The sequence below is a fragment of the Rhodococcus sp. MH15 genome, from assembly GCF_019266045.1.
Classification (GTDB): Bacteria; Actinomycetota; Actinomycetes; order Mycobacteriales; family Mycobacteriaceae; genus Rhodococcus_F; species Rhodococcus_F qingshengii.
On record NZ_LPNP01000065.1, the window covers coordinates 335,312 to 353,461 of the forward strand.

Sequence of the window (18,150 nt, forward strand, 5' to 3'; positions counted from 1 at the left end):
TGGACCACATTCTGTGTACTGGAGGCGCTCGGCGATGCATTCGTTGCTGGGGAAAGCGCGCCTGATACTCGATTCCTTCGATGCGGATTCGGGTGCGCTGTCGCTGACCGAACTTGCGAATCGGAGTGGTGTTGCGAAGGCGACGGTGCATCGAATAGCCGGTGAACTGGTGTCTCTTGGTCTACTGGAACGGGTCGGAACCAAGTACAGGTTGGGGTTACGGCTCTTCGAACTGGGGCAGTTGGTTCCTCGTCAACGTATTCTGCGCGAGGTGTCCTTGACGTATGTGCAGGATCTTCACGCGGCGACCCGGGAGACGGTTCACCTCGCGATTCGCGACGGCCTCGATGTTCTGTACATCGACAAGATCTCCGGTCATCACGGGGTGGACCTGCCGTCGCGGGTGGCTGGCCGGCTGCCGATGTATGCCACGGCAACCGGCAAAGCGATACTCGCGTACTCACCGGATTCCGTTTTTCGAGCGGTGACAGGCAACGGATTTGTCGAGTTCACCGATCGGACGGTGAACTCGGAAGACGGGTTACGTAGGCAACTCGACGCTGTTCGTTCGCAGCAGTTGGCGGTCGAGACCGAGGAGGTTCGCCTGGGAACATCGAGTATCGCTGCCCCGATCTTCGGTGGACTTGGTGAAGCAGTTGCCGCGATCGGTGTGTCGAGTCCGCGGTATCGAATGGATACCGAGCGTTTTGCCGAACCGTTGCGCGCGGCGGCCGAAGGGATCAGCCGGAAGGTATCGGTCCTCGAACGCTCGGCATAACCGTTTTATCGACGCACGCAGAGCAGCGCGATCACGCCCAGAACCGAAGCCCCGGTCATGGAGATGGCCACGGCAAGACTGGTGTTGCCGAGAAGGCCGACGATGGGCGCAACCACAGCTGCAGCGCCGAACTGCGCAAATCCGATCAGCGCGGCTGCTGAGCCTGCGGCTTCTCCGTGACGGGACAGTGCAACCGCCGGTGCGTTGGGCATGACAAAACCCGTTGCGCAGAGCATCAGCAGGATGGGGACGGCAAACCCGACGAATCCCCACGAGTCGGTGGCGGCAACAACAACAAATGCAGCGCCGACGGCACTACTGCCCCACATTGCCCAGATCGTGATGGAATTCGGCGACCACCGGCCGAGAAGCACGACGTTGAGCTGGGACGAACCGATCAGAACGACGGCGCCGCCGGCAAAGGCAAATCCGTATGCGGTGGCGCTCAGTCCGAACTGTTCCTGCATCACGTAGGACGACGCGGCGATGTACGACCACAAAACGCCGCGGCCGAGACCGCACACGAGCACCAACACCATGAAGTGGGCATCCTTGCCGAGCGCAATGTAGTTTCGCGCGATGGCGCCGATGCCCTTGCCCGACCGATTCTCGGGTGGAAGTGTTTCCGGCAGCGATACTGCCGCGAGTGCGATCATCGCGATGCCCAGGATGAAGAGAGCGAGAAAGACCCCGCGCCACTGTGTTACGGACATCAGTGCCCCGCCGATGGAGGGGGCCAGGATGGGCGCTACGCCCATGACCAACATCAGCCGCGAAAGTACAACTGCCGCATCGTGTCCGGTGAATAGATCACGAACGATTGCCATCGCGATCACGCCTGTCGCGGCGGCGCCGAAACCTTGAAGGGTTCGCAGCGCAGTGAGGACTTCGATGGACGGAGCAAAGAAGCAGGCCAACGACGCGCCGACGTGAATTACTGTGCCCACGAGCAGGGGACGTCGACGTCCGTAGATGTCGGACAGTGGGCCGATGAGCAACTGGCCGAAAGCCAGACCCAGCAGTGTGCCCGTCAGGGTCAGCTGAACCATCGTGTCCGACGTGCCGAATTCCTGCGTGATCTGTGGCAGCGCAGGAAGATACATGTCGACGGTGAACGGCCCGAGGGCGGTGAGAATTCCGAGAAGCAGTACCAATCGGATCCGTGCACCGCCCGTCGGGGCGATCACCGTTCGTTCAGTTGTGCTGTTGGTCAAGGAAACCCGAAACTACACTGTAGTAGTCGTATGGTCGTTCTTCCTGAAGATGATGCGACGCCTTGTCCATGATGTAGAGATGGCCATGGGGAATCATCCGCGCAAGCATGAGCGGGTAGTCCGGGGTGAGGAATGCGTCGTGCATGCCCCAGGCGAAGAGCGTCGGCGCCTGGATCTGGCCGAGTTCAGCTGTGAGATCCTGCCAATCGCCACGAGGTGAGTCCGCCGAGGCAGCCAGGGCCATTTCTTCGGGGTCGAGACTTTGCTCGTATCGCATCTGGAGGGTTTCGGCGGGCAACTTCGATCCGTCGAACCATTCGAGACTGGTGATCAAGGTGCGGAGTTTTTCGAGGGTGGGGCCGGTGCCGCCGTAGTAGACGTCGCGGGCGTTGCGGCCACGACGGCCATCCTCGGGGAGCGGCGCGAGTGGACCGTAGAAGACGGGCATGCTGCCCGTGATCACCAGGGAGCGAACGCGTTCCGGGTACTTTGCCGCAAGATTGAGCGCTATGGTGCCGCCCCACGAGTTGCAGACGAAGTCTGCGCGTTCGATTCCGAGTTCGTCGAGCAGGGCAACCACCTTGGCGGCGTGGAAGTCCCACATTGGGCCGGCGATGGTGCACTTGTCGGACCGACCGTATTGCAGCAGATCAACGAGAATCGCTCGTCGATCCGAGGCGAAGAGCGGTGCCACCGGCCCGAAGTCGGACCACGCAGTGCAGCCGGGGCCGCCTCCGTGCAGGAAAATCGTGGGGTCGCCCTCGCCGAGGTCGTAGTAATGGAATGTGACGCCATCTGCTTTGGCGTACAAGCTCTTCGGTTGATCAGCCATGGCTATACCTGACCTCGAGGTGAGCGGTATGGGAAGTATCGCGGTCCGGCAGGCGAACCCGGTTCGTGGCTGTGAGACTTCCGAATGCCTAGCGTGCTGGCATGAGAACAGAACTCGAGCACGCGCGTGATCGCGCGGAGGCGATGATCGGTACGGGGGAAACGCGAGAGTTGGGAACGGTGCGTCCGGCGGAGTCGGTTGCGTTTGCGGTTGCCACCGCCGAGACGGACCCCCGGTTTCTCGACCCGGAGCACCCGGCATTTGCCGTCCATCCGATGTATCTGCCTTCGCTTTTGCGAGGACCGCAAGGTGGCTCCGATCGAGAGTACCGAGCAGACGGCATGTTCCGTGACGAAGTGCCGGGCACAGACGGTATCGACGTGCGCTTGATGGCCGGCGGGCAGAGTGTGACTTTCTTGCGACCGGCCCCGCTGGGTGAGGCTGTCGTCGTAGGGCGAGTACTCGATACCGTGACGACCAAGGGCCGGGCTCCGGACGAGTTTCTGCTGCTCTCGGTCACCAAGACTTACCGGGGTGCGCAGTCCGGCGCATTTGCCGAGGTCGTCGAGAAGTTCATCGTCCGATGACCGAAACAGTAGTCGTGGGCACGCCGATCGAATCGGTGACCTTGGTCTGCGATCCGGTTCGGATCCTTCGATTCGGGGCGTCGACGCACAATTCGCACCGTATTCACTACGACGCCTCCTATGCGCAGACGGAGGGGTTGTCCGCACCGGTGGTCATGGCCCAGTTGCAGGGCACGCTGTTCTTTCGTGCCGCGTCACACTTTGCCGGTGGATACGAAGGAGTTGTGTCCGTCTCCTGGCAGAATCGTGCGCCCGCGCCCGTCGGAACCACACTCGAGGTGTCGGGTGAAGTGTCCCAAATCGACAGTGACCAACTAACTTTGGCATTGCGGGAGCATTCGGACAATGGCGTGCTGTGTGCCGTCGGAACCGCTGTGGTGGTCCGGGTCTGCTGAGCGAACCGAATCCATTGGCGTAGATCGCAATCTCACCCAAGATCTGTTTCATTCAAACGTTCAGTGTCGAGAGGACTTCACATGACTGGTGTCGAGGCGTCGGAAGCCACGTTCGCGCTGCCCGAGCGGCCACGAGCGGCCGGTCGGCAGGATTGGACGGCATGGCCGGGTTACAACGCAGCCGGCAGCGGATACCGCGGTTACTGGTACCCGGTCACGTGGTCGAACCACATCACCAAAGACCCCAAGAGCTTCACCATCTGTGGTGAAAAGCTGGCGATCATCCGCGACGCAGGCAAGGCATATGCCCTGCACGATCGGTGCCCGCACCGCGGCGTTCCGTTGTCCGAGGGCGATCAGCAGTTCCCGGGAACTGTCAGCTGCCCGTACCACGGCTGGACGTACCGGCTCACTGACGGCAAGCTGGCCGCGGTCATCACCGACGGTCCGGATTCCAAGATCTGCGGCAAGCTGAACGTCCAGACCTATGCGATCGAGGAGCGACTCGGTCTGGTGTGGGTGTACATCCCGATCGCCAACGAGCCGGCGCCGTCCATCGACGACCAGTTGCCGCGTGAGCTGGTGGAGAACAAGGGTATCGTCGGTGGTCGGATTCAGCCCCGAGAAGGCAACTGGCGCTTCGCATGTGAGAACGGTTTCGACGAGGGACATGCGAAGTACCTGCACCGCACCGCATTGTGGCGTCTGTTCAAGCCGATGCCGACGTGGAACATCACGAGCATCGTTCCGGAGGGACGCTGGATCTACCGCGTGCAGGAAGCGGTGTACTGGGAGGCGGAATTCCCGGGCGTGGGAACCTGGACGAACAAGCGGTGGTGGAAGAAGAAGCCGGACGAGACCCAGATTTCGCAGATCGGAAACGTCGGCGCCGGTCTGGACGTCAATCCTGTGATCGCAGCTCAGAATTTCCCCGGTTTTGCTTCACTGTCCATGCCGGGTGTCCTGCGCATCGCGTACCCCAAGTTCATTCACTACGAGTTCTACGTCCCGGTGGACGAAGACAACCACAAGTACGTCGGCCTCATGGTCAACTTCGTCTCCGGCGCAGCAAAATTGGGCTTCTACGCCAAGTACCTCGGCGCGATCCGCTGGCTGTTCCACGGTCAGTTCTCGGGTCAGGATGCGTGGATGGTCGAGGTCACCGACGCACCGCCGGAGAAGCTGTACCGACCGGACGTGTCGCTGACGACGTGGCGAAATCTGGCAGAGGAAGAGTACGCCGAGAAGATCGCCGACGCGGCCAAGCACACCCCCAAGGCGCCGGTCAGGCCCACCCGAGAGCGCCGGACGCCAACGCCCCGCTCGGCCCCTGTCGCCGACGCTCAGATTCCCACCGGCACCAGCGAATAGGAGAGATACATGTTCAAGATTCTGACGGCTGTCGCTATCGGTGCCGCTGTTGCAGTGGCAGTTCCCAAGCTGTGGCAGCTGGCCGGCGAGCGCAGCAATACTCAGGTACATCAGGTCAATCCATGACCACTGCGAGGGCCGATGCTCTCGCAGGCCTAGGCGACGAGCGCCGGGAATGGGTCGAGCGAGCCTACGCCCATGTCGATCGTGCGCGATTGCGGGATCTCGCCACTTCGGTGGTCAACATTCCCAGTCCGACGGGTGACGAAGCACCGCTGGCCCGCCACATCACGGCGGTCCTGGCAGCGTCGGGCATCGAGGCCCACACAATGGATCTCGATGATCGGCAGGCGAACTCGTGGGGAAGGCTCCGCGGTGACGGGTCCGGACCGGACCTGTTGCTGTATGCGCCGATCGACACCGTCACGACCGGCGATCCGGCGGAAGACCTGCCGTGGGTGGGAAATGAGCTGCGAGCGGATCTGACGCCGCACGCCCAGTTCGACGAGAACTACGTGATCGGATTGGGTGCGTCGAACCCCAAAGGCCACGCCGTCTGCATTGTCGCGGCGGCCGAAGCAATTGCCGCAGCCGGTATTCCGCTCCGCGGTGACCTGGTGCTCGGATTCGGCGCCGGTGGTATGCCGACCAATGCCCGCCCCGGTGTCGGAAACCCCCGACGCAACACCGGCCAGGGCGTCGGCTGCTCGTTCCTCCTGGAACAGGGAGTGTGGGCGGACTGCGCGTTGATCGCCAAGCCCGGCTGGACGGTTTCCTGGGAAGAAGTGGGACTGGCCTGGTTCGAGATCACGGTGCACGGTCTGCACACCTACGTCGGCTCGCGCCACCGGTTGCCGTACCGCAACGCGATTACCGCAGCCGGCGAGGTGGTCGCCAAGTTGGAGGAATGGTTCCCGAAGTACTCGGCGGCGCATCAGGACGGTTTGGTTGCGCCTCAGGGGATCGTTGCCAACATCCGCGGCGGGTGGGAGCGAACAGCGTCGTTCACCCCCGAGCAGGTGCGCCTTACCGTTGATCTACGGCTCAGCCCGCGGACGACGCCCACCGCGGCCAAGCGCGAACTCAAAGCCGTCGTTGCGGAGATCGCACAATCGCTGGATCTGCAGATCGACGTCGAACAGGTTCTTGCCATCCCCGGTGAGGGTTCCGACCCTCGAATGTGGTTGCGCCGCGCCGCAGTCCACGCGTGGGAAGCTGCCGAAGGAGAGCCGCATCAGGACTTCTTCGACGCGAGTGGAGCCACCGACGCAAACATCCTGCGCAGCCGCGGCATCCCGACGATTCGGGTGGGTATGCCCAAGGTGGTCGACGCACCGTTCGAGGTGGACTTCGCGATGGGGATGAACACTGTGGACCTGGCTGCGGCGGAGAGATTTACGAAGTATCTGATCCGAGTGGCCCTCGACACCGTCACCCGCTCGCTCGAGGAAGTAGGAATCGACTGATGGCGAAGATAGTTCTGGGTATCGGTGCCTCCCACAGCACCTTGATGAACACCCATTGGGAAGAGACGACGCACAAGGCGGAGGCCGAACGCTTCCGGGACGCGCTGTATCTGAGCCGGGAGAAGATCGCGGCGTCGAAACCCGATGTTGTCTTGATTCTCGGCTCCAACCACTTTCGCGGTTTCTGGCTGGATCTGATTCCGGCGTTCACTCTCGGCGTCGGAGAGTGCATTTCCAGTGGCGAGTCAGGAACACCCAAGGGGCCGCAACGGGTCGACGTGGAGTTCGCCAGGCACCTTGCAAACGAGCTGATCGAAGGTGGCCGGTTCGATCTTGCCTACTCGGCGCGATTGCAGATCGATCATGGTCAGTCTCACGCGATTCAGTACCTTCTCGACGGAATCGATGTTCCGATAGTTCCGTTGGTGGTCAACGTATTCGCGCCGCCCCTCCCGACGTTCAAGCGATGTGAGGAAGTGGCGAAGGCCCTGCGGGATGCCGTTGCGTCGTATCCGGCGGATACCCGGGTCGTGGTGATCGCGTCCGGTGGATTGTCTCATCGTCTGCCCTGGCCGGACTGGCGGGATCCGCACGGTGAGGACGAGGATTTCATGGTTCAAGCCTGGCTGGACGGCCGGGAGAACTGGTCCGACTACGACGTCCGGCGACGCCAGATCATCCGCGCAGCCGATGCCGCGATCACTCCGGAGTTCGATGACCGAATTCTTGATCTGTTTGCCAGCGGCAAGGCAAGTGAGCTTGCCGAGTTCACGACGCAGCAGATCGAAGACGAGGCGGGCAACGGTGCGCAGGAGTTGCGGACCTGGCTCATGATGGCCGCGATGCTCGACTACGTTCCGGGTGAACGCCTTGCCTACGAAGCGATTCCCGAGTGGCTCACCGGTATGGGTGTCACGATTCTCGATCCAGCTGGAACAGACAGCGCAACAACATAATCTGCACCTTCAGTAAAGGAAGTTTCTCTGATGACAATCTGGAACGAACTTGCCGGGCTCGATTTCGAGTTGACGACCGTCGACGCCGGCGGTGTGCCCACGCGCTCTCTGCAGGCAGGATCCGGTGACGAGGCCGTGATCTTCCTGCACGGCACCAGCGGACACCTCGAGGCATTTGCACGCAATATTGCACCGCACGCCGAGTCTTACCGGGTTCACGCGATCGACATGCTCGGCCATGGTTACACCGGCAAGCCTGACTACCCGTACGAGATTCCGCGCTACGTCGAGCATTTGGTGAACTACCTCGACGCGGTCGGACTGGACCGTGTGCACTTGGTGGGTGAAAGCCTCGGTGGTTGGGTCGCTGCCTACCTGGCCAGCGAGCAGCCCGAACGTGTTCTGTCGCTGCAGTTGCTGGCAGCAGGCGGAACAGTCGCGAACCCGGTAGTCATGGAGCGCATCAAGACGTCGACCGCGAAGGCCGTCCAGAGTGACGACATCGAATTGACCCGCGCACGTATGCAGTTGCTCATGCATGATCCCGCCGATGCAACCGAGGAATTGGTTCAGGCTCGTCACCGGATCTACCATCAGCCTGACTTTGTCGCCAACATCCACAACCTCCTTTCCTTGCAGGAGATGGAGGTTCGCCAGCGGAACCTGCTGCGCCCGGATCGAATGGCACTCATCAAGGCGCCGACTCTTGTGGTCTGGGGTCAGGAAAATCCGTTCGGTGATGTTCCGGAAGCGAAGAAGATGGCCGAGGATATTCCGGGCGCTCAGCTCGAACTCTACTCGGAGTGCGGTCACTGGCCGCAGCACGAGCAGGCAGCGAAGTACAACCCGCTGAGCCTCGAGTTCTTGGCAAAGGCATCAGCCAGCGCGAAGGCAGCTATCTGAGAAGTTCCTGCCAAATATGCTGCTGCGTAATGGAGCCGGTCTCTCGATTGGGAGGCCGGCTTCCGCGTTTTCGAAGGTACAGTCATCGTCTTACAGCGAAGGAGTTCTCGTGAAGAAAGTACTTCTGCTGACGGCCGACGCCGACAACGGACTCGGTACCGCAATCCGTGACGCCGTCAGGGGTGAGGCGGAGGTAGTTCGATTACCTGAGCGCACCACGGGGGCGCTCCGTGCGGAGTTGCCGACATGCGACGTCGTGGTGGGGGACTGGAGTGGTGATCTGCCACTGGGCAAGGAGGAAGCAGAGCTCGGCCGGAATGTGCTCCTCGTCCAACAGCCTGGTGCCGGAACCAATTTCATCGATGCCGAAGCCTGGCGCGCCGCCGGAGTTCCGGTGGCGAATACTCCCGGTGCAAACGCGAACTCGGTTGCGGAGTGGGCAGTGCTCGCGGCAGGTGTGTTGTGCCGCTCCATGTTCTGGGCGCACAACGAGGTTACCGATGGTCGATGGCCACAGGAATCCATCCTGACGCGCGATTGCCGCGATCTGGCGCAGCGCCGGGTCGGCGTCGTAGGTGTTGGTTCGATCGGCCGCCGGTGTGCAGAATTGTTTGCCGCCTTCGGTTGCGACGTCTACGTCACCGCGCGTTCGAGACCGCGTGACACTGTGGCTGCGACGTTTGTGTCACTCGACGAGTTACTGCCTCTCGCGGATGTCCTGGTGCTGGCCGTCCCGCTTACGGAATCAACTCGGGGACTGATCAATTCCCATCGAGTTGCGCAGTTGCCCACCGGAGCGATCGTGGTCAATGTGGCGCGCGGCGCTGTCGTCGACGACGCGGCATTGGCGCGTGCCTTGCGTTCCAGGCATGTCGGCGGCGCTGCCCTCGATGTGTTCGACGTTGAACCACTACCGATTTCGAGCCCGCTCCGTGGATTCGATTCGACCCTCCTGAGCCCGCACGTCGCCGGCGGCAGCGCCGGAGCGCGTGCGTCGATCTATTCGATGACGGCGCAGAATGTCGCCAGTGCGCTGCGCTCGCAGACAATTCGGTGGACATTGTGATCGAGGGCCGTGTTACCGAAGTATTTCGGTCCGCACGTTCCTCCAGGTGCAGTGTTTCGCCGAGGTAAGTTCCTGTCCCCGGTCCGCACGGTGGACCCGGTTGGTTCTCGGGTGTAGGTACACACAGCTAGGTTTGCTCTCCACGACCCGCAACTGCGGCACAGATCACAAACAAAGGTGTGAGTAGATGGCCTCGCTGTCAAAGTTTGGAAGGACTGCTCTTGTTTCGGCTGCGCTGCTGCTGACCGTTGCAACCGGCGCATGCAGCCGCCCGGCGACGCAAAGCACAGCTGATTCTGCCGGAAGTGGACCACTGCGTATCGCAGTCGGAATCGATGCTTCCTACGCTCCGTTCTTCGTAGCGGATCAGGAAGGCATGTTCGACGCTGCCGGTTTGGACGTCGAACTCGTCCAGTTCGGTCGTGGTGGCGAGGCCGTCGACGCACTCTCGACCGGGCAGGTCCAGATCGCCGGTAGCTCCGATACGACAACGATCGCCCAGTTGCGTCAGAATCCGTCGTTGCGCGCGATGTACTCGTACGAGGCGTCGGGTGACTACATCAAGGTCGTGCTGCGTAACGGTGTCGACTCACCGGCTGCGATCAAGAAGATGGGCATCGTCCCGGGTCTCAGCCAGATTTCGACGGACAAGTACCTCGCTGCCAACTCCGTTGCCCCCGGTTCGGTCGAGATGATCTCGGCGACCCCGACGGACATGCCCGCACTGCTCAGTCGCGGCGACATCGACGGGTTTGTCCTGTGGGAGCCGTGGCCGGCCACCGCCCTGGATCAGGGAACCGGCCACGTGGTGGCAGTAACCGGAGACTACGGCTGGTTCTATCATCATTGGGCGATCACGACGGCTCCGTGGTTGTCGGCCAACGAAGAGACAGCGCGAACCGTCGCGAAGGTGCTCGACGAGGCAACGCGCAAGGTCGAGTCGGATCCGGGCGTGGCAGCGTCCGCGACCAAGGCGGCTGTGAACGTCAGCGAGGATCAGACTATTGCCGCGGTGGACGAGATCGACTTCGCCGTGGTGAATCTCGAAGCTGCGGATGTCGAGTCGGCTCAGTCGATCGTAGATTTCTACAAGTCGATCGGTGTTCTCAGCGACCAGCCGGATCTCGAATCGGCAATGCTTCTGGATTGGTACAAGGATGGTGCACAGTGAGTATCGCAACAAGTGGTTCAACGACCAGCTCGACGAATAGCGCGGGGACAGCCGGCCCCGGCAAGAAGAACACCGGTGTTGCCATCGACGTGGTCGACCTCGGAATCAGCTTCGGCGCGGCGGAGATCGTCGCCGGAATCGACATGCACGTGCAGCCAGGTGAATTCGTCTGTCTGCTCGGTCCGAGTGGCTGCGGCAAGTCGACGCTGCTGTCGTCCATGGCCGGCTTCGTGGAACCCAGCGCCGGCGAGATCGTGTGCGACGGAGATGTCGTCGCCGGCAGTAACCGCCACGCCGGCATGGTGTTTCAGAGCTCCGAAGCGTTGTTCGAATGGATGACCGTGAGCCAGAACGTGGCCTACGGCCCCAGGATGCGTGGAGCGAACCGCAGCGAGCAGGCGAGTATCGCGGCCGAGTACCTCGCGATGGTCGGCTTGCCCCACGCGGGTGCGAAGTTCCCCTCGCAGCTGTCCGGCGGTATGCGGCAACGTGTTCAGATCGCACGAGTTCTTGCCAACCAGCCGTCGTTGGTTCTCATGGACGAGCCGTTCGGTGCGTTGGACGCTCAGACTCGTCAGGTTCTGCAGACCGAACTCGACCGTATCTGGCGGCACACCCGCTGCACCGTGGTATTCGTGACTCACGATATCGACGAGGCACTGACGTTGGCTGACCGTGTGATCGTGATGTCGGCCGGCCCGCGGGCCCGGATCAAGAGCGTCTACGAGGTCAATGCGGCTCGTCCGCGAGACCGCAACGATCCCGAGGTGATCGAGCTCTACGAGAAGCTGCGGGACGACATTCGGGCAGAAGTGGTTGCGTCGCTGCGGAACCAAGGCATTGAGGAGGATGAGCTGTGACGGCTGTAGTGACCGGTGGTTCAGCCGGTGTGAGAACAGCGAAGGTGGCGGAGACAAAAAAGCGTTCGTCGGCGCGGCGATCCAAGATTGTCAAAGCGACGCTGATGTATGCAGCCTCAGCGGCAATCGGTTTGGGCATCTGGTCGTTCCTGGCGTGGTGGTACGGGCCGACCACCATTGCATCACCGGCCGAAGTATGGTCGGCGGCACAGGAACTGTGGGAGAGCGGCGTTCTGTGGTCGTCGATCACCGCATCGGGTCAGCGAATTCTCATCGGCTGGTTCCTGGGTGTCGTGATCGGTGCTCCCGTCGGAATTCTGATGGGCCGCATTTCCATCGTGCGACAGCTCCTCGATCCGTACATCGAGTTCTTCCGGTTCATTCCGCCTATTGCGTTTGTCACTCTCGCCGTCGTCTGGTTCGGCATCGGTGAGACGTCGAAGGTTGTTCTGATCTTCTACACCTCGGTATTCATCGTCACGGTCAGCACGATTGCCGCGACTGTAGCGATCAGCGAGAACAAACTGCAGGCAGCGGCAAATCTTGGTGCCAACAAACTTCAGATCATGAAGACGGTGGTCTTGCCGTCGTCGATCCCCGGCATCGTCACGGGCGCTCGCCTGGCGATGGGCAACAGCTTCCTCACCATCGTGTCGGCGGAGATCGTCGCCGCCGACCAGGGTATCGGTTCGATGATCTGGCAGGCTCGAAACTACGGCCGGATCGACTGGACGTTCGTCGGCATCATCGTCCTGGGCATCATGGGCTTCATCTTCGACCGGATTCTCCGCATTCTGTCCTCGCGGTACCTCGCCCGTTACGGCGTCAAATAGTCAGGAGCGCAGCATGAATCACCCGCTGAGCATTGCCGAGCAGGCCGGAATTCCGGGACCGCCCGAGTTCACCGATATCGAGAGTGAGCGGCGTCGTCGCAAGACCGCTGTCATCGGCGGGTATCGGATTTTGTCGAAATTCGGTTTGGACGAGGGAATCTCGGGACATATCACCGCCCGAGACCCAGAAGATCCGGAGACTTTCTGGACTGCGCCGTTCGGGCGGCACTTCTCCCAGGTTCAGCCGGAGGAATTGCTGCATGTGGCGTCGGACGGCGCGGTCATTTCCGGAGACGGACCGCTCAACCGAGCAGCGTTTGTCATCCACAGCAAGGTTCACGAGGCTCGTCCCGACGTCATCGGAGCTGTTCACGCTCACGGTTTGAACGGTAAGGCGTTCTCCTCGCTGCACACCCGCCTCACGCCGATCACTCAAGACGCGTGCGCCTTTCACGAGGATCACTCGATCTACGAGGAGTATCACGGGGTGGCGCTGGACGAAGAGGAGGGGATTCGCATCGCGGATGCCCTCGGATCGAACAAGGCCGTGATCCTCACCAACCACGGTCATCTGACCGTCGGAACTTCCGTGGAGAGCGCAGTGTGGTGGTATGTGTCGATGGAGCGGTCGATGCAGGCGGAGTTGACGGCGCGAGCCGCCGGTGATCCGGTTGTCCTGCACGAGAAGATCGCGGCGCAGACCTACGAAGCAGTCGGCACCGAGAAGGTGGGGTGGTTTGCGTACTCGACCATCATCCAGAAGATCGCAGCAGACGAGCCCGAGGTATTCGCGCACTGAATTCTTCGCGCACTGAATTCCTGCGAGCATTGGGCCCGTCGACCGAGAGGTCGGCGGGCCCTTTTCGTGGTGTCCCGCAACTGTTACCGAGGTCTGTTGAGCGGACCGGTTTCATTTGCGTGAGTCCGTCGGCGCAATACCGTATCGAGTGTGAACAAAACGTCTTCCACGGCGACCGACAACGAGATCGGCGTCGATATTCTGATCATTGGTGCCGGCCCCGCCGGGCTGTACGGCGCGTACTACGCAGGCTTCCGCGGCCTCTCGGTTGCCGTGATCGATGCCCTTGCGGAACCGGGGGGACAGGTCAGTGCGATGTACCCGGAGAAGGCGATCCTCGACATCGCGGGATTCCCTTCGGTCAAGGGACGCAACCTCATCGAGGGTTTGATGGCGCAGGCTGCCCCGTTCGATCCGGTGTACCTTCTGGGCATGCAGGCTCGTGAGCTGTCGCATGACGACGACGGCCGGGTGCGGATCACCACCAGCACGGGCCAGGTCGTGGTGGCCGGCGCGGTTGTCATCACCGGCGGCATCGGAACCTTCACCCCGCGTCCGTTGGCGAAGGGTTCGGAGTTCATGGATCGGGGGCTGAGTTACTTCGTCCCGGATTTGTCGGCGCACACCGGGAAAGACGTTGTCATCGTCGGTGGCGGCGACAGCGCGTTCGACTGGGCCGTTCACCTGGAACCGATTGCCAAGTCCGTCACCCTGGTTCACCGGCGAGATCGTTTCCGCGCACACAAATCCACAGTCGCCAAGGTGCAGGAAAGCAGTGTCCAGGTTCTCGTCAACGCCGATGTCTCGGCGGTACGTGGAAACGGGTGGATCGGCGAGGTCGACATCACCCACAAACAAGACAAGAGCACGTCCACGCTGCCCGCTCAATCCGTCATCGCTGCATTGGGATTCACGGCCGACCTCGGTCCGATGATGGAGTGGGGAATCGAGATCGACAATCGCCACATCGCGGTGAACACACGGATGGAGACGAATGTTCCGCGTGTGTATGCCGCCGGGGACATCACGGACTATCCCGGCAAGGTCCGCTTGATCGCCGTCGGTTTCGGCGAGGCCGCGACTGCGGTGAACAACGCTGCGGCAGTGCTGGATCCGGAAGCAGAAATCTTCCCTGGACACTCCACCGAACAGGAGAGCTAGGCAATGGCATTTGTCATCGGTGAAGCATGCATCGACTACACGGACCGATCGTGCATGGAAGAATGCCCCGTGGATTGCATCTACGAGGGTGATCGCAAGCTCTACATCAACCCGAACGAATGCATCGATTGCGGCGCTTGCGAATTGGCTTGCCCGGTGGAGGCGATCACCGTCGACCGGAAAGCAGACCCGGATTTCAAGGAAGACAACAAGCGCTTCTTCCTCGAGGTCTTGCCTACCCGTAGCGAGCCCGTCGGAAATCCGGGTGGTTCGGCAAAGATCGACATCGTCGGCGTCGATACCCCGATGGTTGCGGCGTTCTGATGGCTGGCGGCCTGCAACTCGGATACGTTGATTCGTCTTTCGGGCAATTGCATTACGCGCAGCAAGGTTCGGGTGAGGCGATTCTCCTGCTTCATCAGGCGCCCCGGTCGTGGGACGAGTTCCGCGAGTTCATTCCACTCCTTGCCGACGACTTCCGCGTTGTCGCGATGGACATGCCGGGGTACGGCAACAGTGCTCCGGTACCCGGCCCGCAGACCATCGAGACCTATGCGCGAGGCGCGTGGGAATTGCTCGACACCCTGGGCGTCGATCGAGTCACGGTCATCGGTCACCACACCGGTGCGGCAGTGGCGCTCGAGATGGCGGCATCACGCCCCGAGAGGGTGCACGCTGCCGTGCTCTCGTCGTGCCCGTGGACCGACCGCAACTACCGCGAGGGGCACTCGGGACCCGGTGGGATCGACTGCGTCGACCGGGCCGCAGACGGTAGCCATCTCACCAGGCTGTGGGAGATGCGTCGCCCCTACTACCCCGAACCAGGCACCGCACTGCTCGACAGGTTCATCCGAGACGCGCTTGCCTACCGGGTAGATCCGGCGGAGGGGCACAAAGCCTGCGCCCGCTACGTCATGGAGGCGAGAGTCGGTTCGGTGACTGCGCCGGTTTTGCTGATCGGCGCGCAGAAGGATCCCTTCTCGATGCCTAACATTGCGCCGTTGCGTGCACACCTGACGGGTGCGGCAGTGGTGGAAACGGAGATCGTCGAATCGGGGACCGTCGCACTCGTCGAGGAGCACGCTCCGCAGATTGCATCCGCCGTCCGCATGTTTCTGGAGAATTACGCAGGTAGGCGCCCCGTGTAAACTCTGCGGGACGGGTTCACTGAGCGGACCGTGTGGCGTGCGTCTCATCGTGTCGTCACCATAGTGTCAGTCTCGAAGCACCTGCACCTAACGAGGACCCCGACCGATCTCGGTCGTTGTGGCACTCGGTCTCGGCAGGCTGTCACAGATCGTTCAGGAGGACACTCATGGCCGCTCCACAACAATCCGTCGGGTTCGGATCCGTACTACCCATCGCGTCGGAAACGACCGCTGCATCGCAGCCTGCAGGTGAACTGTCCTCGGTCCTGGGCAAGGCTCGAATGATCTTGGACGCTTTCGACACCGACCACAGTGACCTGTCTCTGACGGAGCTCACCCGGCGCAGTGGGGTCGCGAAAGCGACGGTTCACCGGTTGGCCGGCGAGCTGGTCGAGTGGGGATTGCTCGAGCGCGCGGGTACCAAGTACCGGCTCGGCCTGCGATTGTTCGAGCTGGGCCAATTGGTGCCGCGTCAGCGGATTCTGCGCGACGCGGCGCTGCCGTACATGGAGGACCTACTACTGGCGACGCAGGAGACGGTTCACTTTGCGGTTCGTGACGGCATCGACGTCCTCTACATCGAGAAGATCATCGGACACCGCGGGCTCAATCAGCAGTCGCGGGTGGCCGGTCGGCTCCCGCTGTACTGCACCGCCACCGGCAAGATCATCCTTGCCTTCTCCCCGCAATCGGTCTTCGACGAGGTAGTCGAGCAGGGTTTCACCGCCTTGACCAGTCGAACGACGATGTCCGTCAGCGTGCTGCGCCAGCAAACCGAGCGGATGCGTAAGGAACAACTCGCGGTGGAGGTCGAGGAGACACGGCTCGGGTACATGAGCGTCGCAGTGCCGGTGTTCAGCGGCCCGCGCACTCTGGCCGGCGCGTTGTCTGTGACAGCGCCGACGGCTCGCCTCAACGTCAGCCGCATCACCGGGGCCCTGCGCACTGCCGGCGCCGGAATCACCCGAAAACTTCATGCCATGAAGTGCACACATTCGCCGAGCGACCCGCTGGCTCTGCGCACGATCTGCAGTCCGGTGATGTGTTCGTTCAACGGTTGCGGCAAGTAGCGAGGCGCGGTCTATCGCCGGGCGCGGAACACGCTCTTCTCGCAGTCCCAGGTGTGTGGGCCGACGCCCCTCTCACGTAGCACTGCTTTCTGTACCTTGCCGGTTTCGGTGAGTGGCAACGTGTCCACGACGTCGATGTACCGGGGAAGTGCAAAGTACGGCAGCTGTTGCTGGGAGAACTCCAGAATCGAAATGGGGTCGAAAGATACTCCGGGGCGCAGTATTACAGTTGCCATGACGTCGTCCTCGGCCAGATCCGACGGTACCGGGAAGACGGCAACCTGACCGACCGACGGATGCAACGCCAGAACGGTTTCCACTTCGGCCCCGGAAATATTTTCACCGCGGCGCCGAATCACGTCTTTGATGCGATCGACAAATCGGAACCAGCCGTCTGCTTCCCGAATCACCCTGTCACCGGTCTGTATCCAACTCTCCGTCGCCGGAATCTCCTCGCCCAGATAGCCCAGTGAACAGGCGCCGGGGATCGTGCTGCGGACCACCAGTTCGCCGGGCTCCCCGTCTGCGGCCGCAGTACCGTCGTTGACGACTGCGGCGTCGTAGCCACTCATCACCCGCCCCATGTACCCGGCCCGCCGATCTCCCGGAAGTGTGCCGATCGCGAGATTGGTTTCGGTACTTCCGAATCCGTCCACGAGTTCTACACCGAATCTCTGGGCAAACGGTTCGATCAGATGAGCCGGCGTTGCGGGGGCAAGTGCCACGTGGACGCTGTGCTGTCGGTCTTGCGGCGATGGGTCCGCGTTCATCAACATGGCCACCATCGCACCCAGCAGGTAGTCGACAGTTGCGCCGATCTCGCGAACTTCGCGCCAATGATTGCGGACCGAAAAGCGTTGTCCCAGGAAAAAAGTAGACCCGGCCCAAAGGGACTGAACAAAGGCATTGAGAGCATTGGTGTGAAACAGCGGCAGGCAGTTGTGCAGCACATCGTCCCCGGTGAGCCCGAGTGAGGCGCCGACGCCTTTGCCCCACTGCAGGAACTGCGCGTGCGGGCATCGGACGCCTCGGGGCAGACCGGTGGTGCCGGAGGTGAAGAGTATCGCGGCCAGGTCGAGCGGATCGAGGGTCTCGGGCTCACAGCCCGGATGCGAACCGGCAGTGGGGACGCACTGTTCACCCATGACCCACACGGTGCCGTCGAATCCGGCTACAGCGCCTGAGTATTCGGGTGAAACCAGGATCCGTTGTACACCAGCCTGTTCGAGTGCGCCGGCAACACTGTCGGCTCGGAGGGCCGTATTGAGTGGGACGACAACCGCACCGATCCACGCGCATCCGAGAACAAGGTCTGCCAGTTCGATCCTGTTGCCGGACAGTGCCGCCACGCGCTCCCCACGGCCGACACCGTGATTACGGAGATCCGCCCCCATCGACGCTGCACGATCCCGCAATTCGCGGTAGGTGACCGTGATCCCGTCGACGACGAGCGCCGGGTGCTCCGGACGTTCCAAAGCTCGCCTCCGGATCAAATCCGGAAGCGAGCGCGGAATGGCATGTGCGTCGTGGTGCATGGGTA

The 18,150-nt window shown here is 62.0% G+C and carries 19 protein-coding genes; 16 read left to right on the top strand and 3 right to left on the bottom strand.

The genetic code is table 11. The features are described from left to right. The first annotated feature begins 34 nt into the window (after positions 1-34). On the top strand, positions 35-778 hold the full coding sequence (locus ATN37_RS16015) for an IclR family transcriptional regulator (RefSeq protein ID WP_007731643.1): 744 nt from the start codon (positions 35-37) through the stop codon (positions 776-778). 5 nt (positions 779-783) lie between these two features. Here ATN37_RS16015 and ATN37_RS16020 read toward each other — a convergent pair whose 3' ends face one another. Beyond that, positions 784-1,965, bottom strand: a complete 1,182-nt coding sequence (locus tag ATN37_RS16020) for a multidrug effflux MFS transporter (RefSeq protein ID WP_058038203.1) — start codon at positions 1,963-1,965, stop codon at positions 784-786. Between the two features lie 7 nt (positions 1,966-1,972). Next, positions 1,973-2,824, bottom strand: a complete 852-nt coding sequence (locus ATN37_RS16025) for an alpha/beta fold hydrolase (protein ID WP_007731641.1) — start codon at positions 2,822-2,824, stop codon at positions 1,973-1,975. Positions 2,825-2,925: 101 nt separating this feature from the next. Here ATN37_RS16025 and ATN37_RS16030 point away from each other — a divergent pair, with 101 nt between their 5' ends. The 15 genes from ATN37_RS16030 (at position 2,926) to ATN37_RS16100 (ending at position 16,610) form a co-directional block, all read left to right on the top strand. Continuing rightward, positions 2,926-3,411, top strand: a complete 486-nt coding sequence (locus ATN37_RS16030) for a MaoC family dehydratase N-terminal domain-containing protein (RefSeq protein WP_064073558.1) — start codon at positions 2,926-2,928, stop codon at positions 3,409-3,411. Next, complete coding sequence (locus tag ATN37_RS16035) at positions 3,408-3,806, top strand: hypothetical protein (protein ID WP_021332874.1); 399 nt, start codon at positions 3,408-3,410, stop codon at positions 3,804-3,806. Before ATN37_RS16030 ends, ATN37_RS16035 begins: the two co-directional genes overlap by 4 nt. Before the next feature lie 81 nt (positions 3,807-3,887). Continuing rightward, entirely contained in the window at positions 3,888-5,177 is a 1,290-nt protein-coding gene (locus ATN37_RS16040; protein ID WP_081557233.1) for a Rieske 2Fe-2S domain-containing protein, read from the top strand. A gap of 122 nt (positions 5,178-5,299) precedes the next feature. Continuing rightward, complete coding sequence (locus ATN37_RS16045) at positions 5,300-6,643, top strand: M20 family metallopeptidase (protein ID WP_007731632.1); 1,344 nt, start codon at positions 5,300-5,302, stop codon at positions 6,641-6,643. Beyond that, positions 6,643-7,599 (top strand): 3-(2,3-dihydroxyphenyl)propionate dioxygenase, encoded by a 957-nt coding sequence (locus ATN37_RS16050; protein WP_007731630.1) that lies wholly within the window; start codon positions 6,643-6,645, stop codon positions 7,597-7,599. Before ATN37_RS16045 ends, ATN37_RS16050 begins: the two co-directional genes overlap by 1 nt. A 30-nt stretch (positions 7,600-7,629) precedes the next feature. After that, positions 7,630-8,502 carry an alpha/beta fold hydrolase gene (locus tag ATN37_RS16055; RefSeq protein WP_019746500.1) on the top strand — a complete coding sequence of 291 codons (873 nt, stop codon included), beginning with the start codon at positions 7,630-7,632 and terminating at the stop codon, positions 8,500-8,502. 109 nt (positions 8,503-8,611) lie between these two features. Next, positions 8,612-9,568, top strand: coding sequence for an NAD(P)-dependent oxidoreductase (locus tag ATN37_RS16060; protein ID WP_019746501.1), 957 nt, complete (start codon positions 8,612-8,614; stop codon positions 9,566-9,568). Between the two features lie 187 nt (positions 9,569-9,755). Then, positions 9,756-10,739: an ABC transporter substrate-binding protein gene (locus tag ATN37_RS16065; RefSeq protein WP_081557234.1), complete on the top strand. Its 984-nt coding sequence runs from the start codon at positions 9,756-9,758 to the stop codon at positions 10,737-10,739. Beyond that, the gene (locus ATN37_RS16070) at positions 10,736-11,599 is read left to right on the top strand and encodes an ABC transporter ATP-binding protein (protein WP_007731623.1); all 864 of its coding nucleotides are present in this window, start codon (positions 10,736-10,738) and stop codon (positions 11,597-11,599) included. The genes ATN37_RS16065 and ATN37_RS16070 overlap by 4 nt, the downstream gene beginning before the upstream one ends. Next, positions 11,596-12,432 carry an ABC transporter permease gene (locus ATN37_RS16075; protein WP_019746502.1) on the top strand — a complete coding sequence of 279 codons (837 nt, stop codon included), beginning with the start codon at positions 11,596-11,598 and terminating at the stop codon, positions 12,430-12,432. Before ATN37_RS16070 ends, ATN37_RS16075 begins: the two co-directional genes overlap by 4 nt. Before the next feature lie 13 nt (positions 12,433-12,445). Further along, a complete protein-coding gene (locus tag ATN37_RS16080; RefSeq protein WP_054188628.1) occupies positions 12,446-13,231 on the top strand; it encodes a class II aldolase/adducin family protein in 786 nt (261 codons plus the stop codon). A 150-nt stretch (positions 13,232-13,381) separates the two neighbouring features. Then, positions 13,382-14,392, top strand: a complete 1,011-nt coding sequence (locus tag ATN37_RS16085; protein WP_050655582.1) for an NAD(P)/FAD-dependent oxidoreductase — start codon at positions 13,382-13,384, stop codon at positions 14,390-14,392. 3 nt (positions 14,393-14,395) lie between these two features. Continuing rightward, positions 14,396-14,716, top strand: a complete 321-nt coding sequence (locus ATN37_RS16090; RefSeq protein WP_007731605.1) for a DUF362 domain-containing protein — start codon at positions 14,396-14,398, stop codon at positions 14,714-14,716. Beyond that, a complete protein-coding gene (locus tag ATN37_RS16095) occupies positions 14,716-15,540 on the top strand; it encodes an alpha/beta fold hydrolase (RefSeq protein WP_007731603.1) in 825 nt (274 codons plus the stop codon). The genes ATN37_RS16090 and ATN37_RS16095 overlap by 1 nt, the downstream gene beginning before the upstream one ends. A 167-nt stretch (positions 15,541-15,707) precedes the next feature. Continuing rightward, positions 15,708-16,610, top strand: a complete 903-nt coding sequence (locus ATN37_RS16100; RefSeq protein WP_007731601.1) for an IclR family transcriptional regulator — start codon at positions 15,708-15,710, stop codon at positions 16,608-16,610. 11 nt (positions 16,611-16,621) lie between these two features. On the opposite strand, the gene ATN37_RS16105 is transcribed toward ATN37_RS16100, so the two are convergent. Next, positions 16,622-18,145: an AMP-binding protein gene (locus tag ATN37_RS16105; RefSeq protein ID WP_081557235.1), complete on the bottom strand. Its 1,524-nt coding sequence runs from the start codon at positions 18,143-18,145 to the stop codon at positions 16,622-16,624. Positions 18,146-18,150 lie beyond the last annotated feature (5 nt).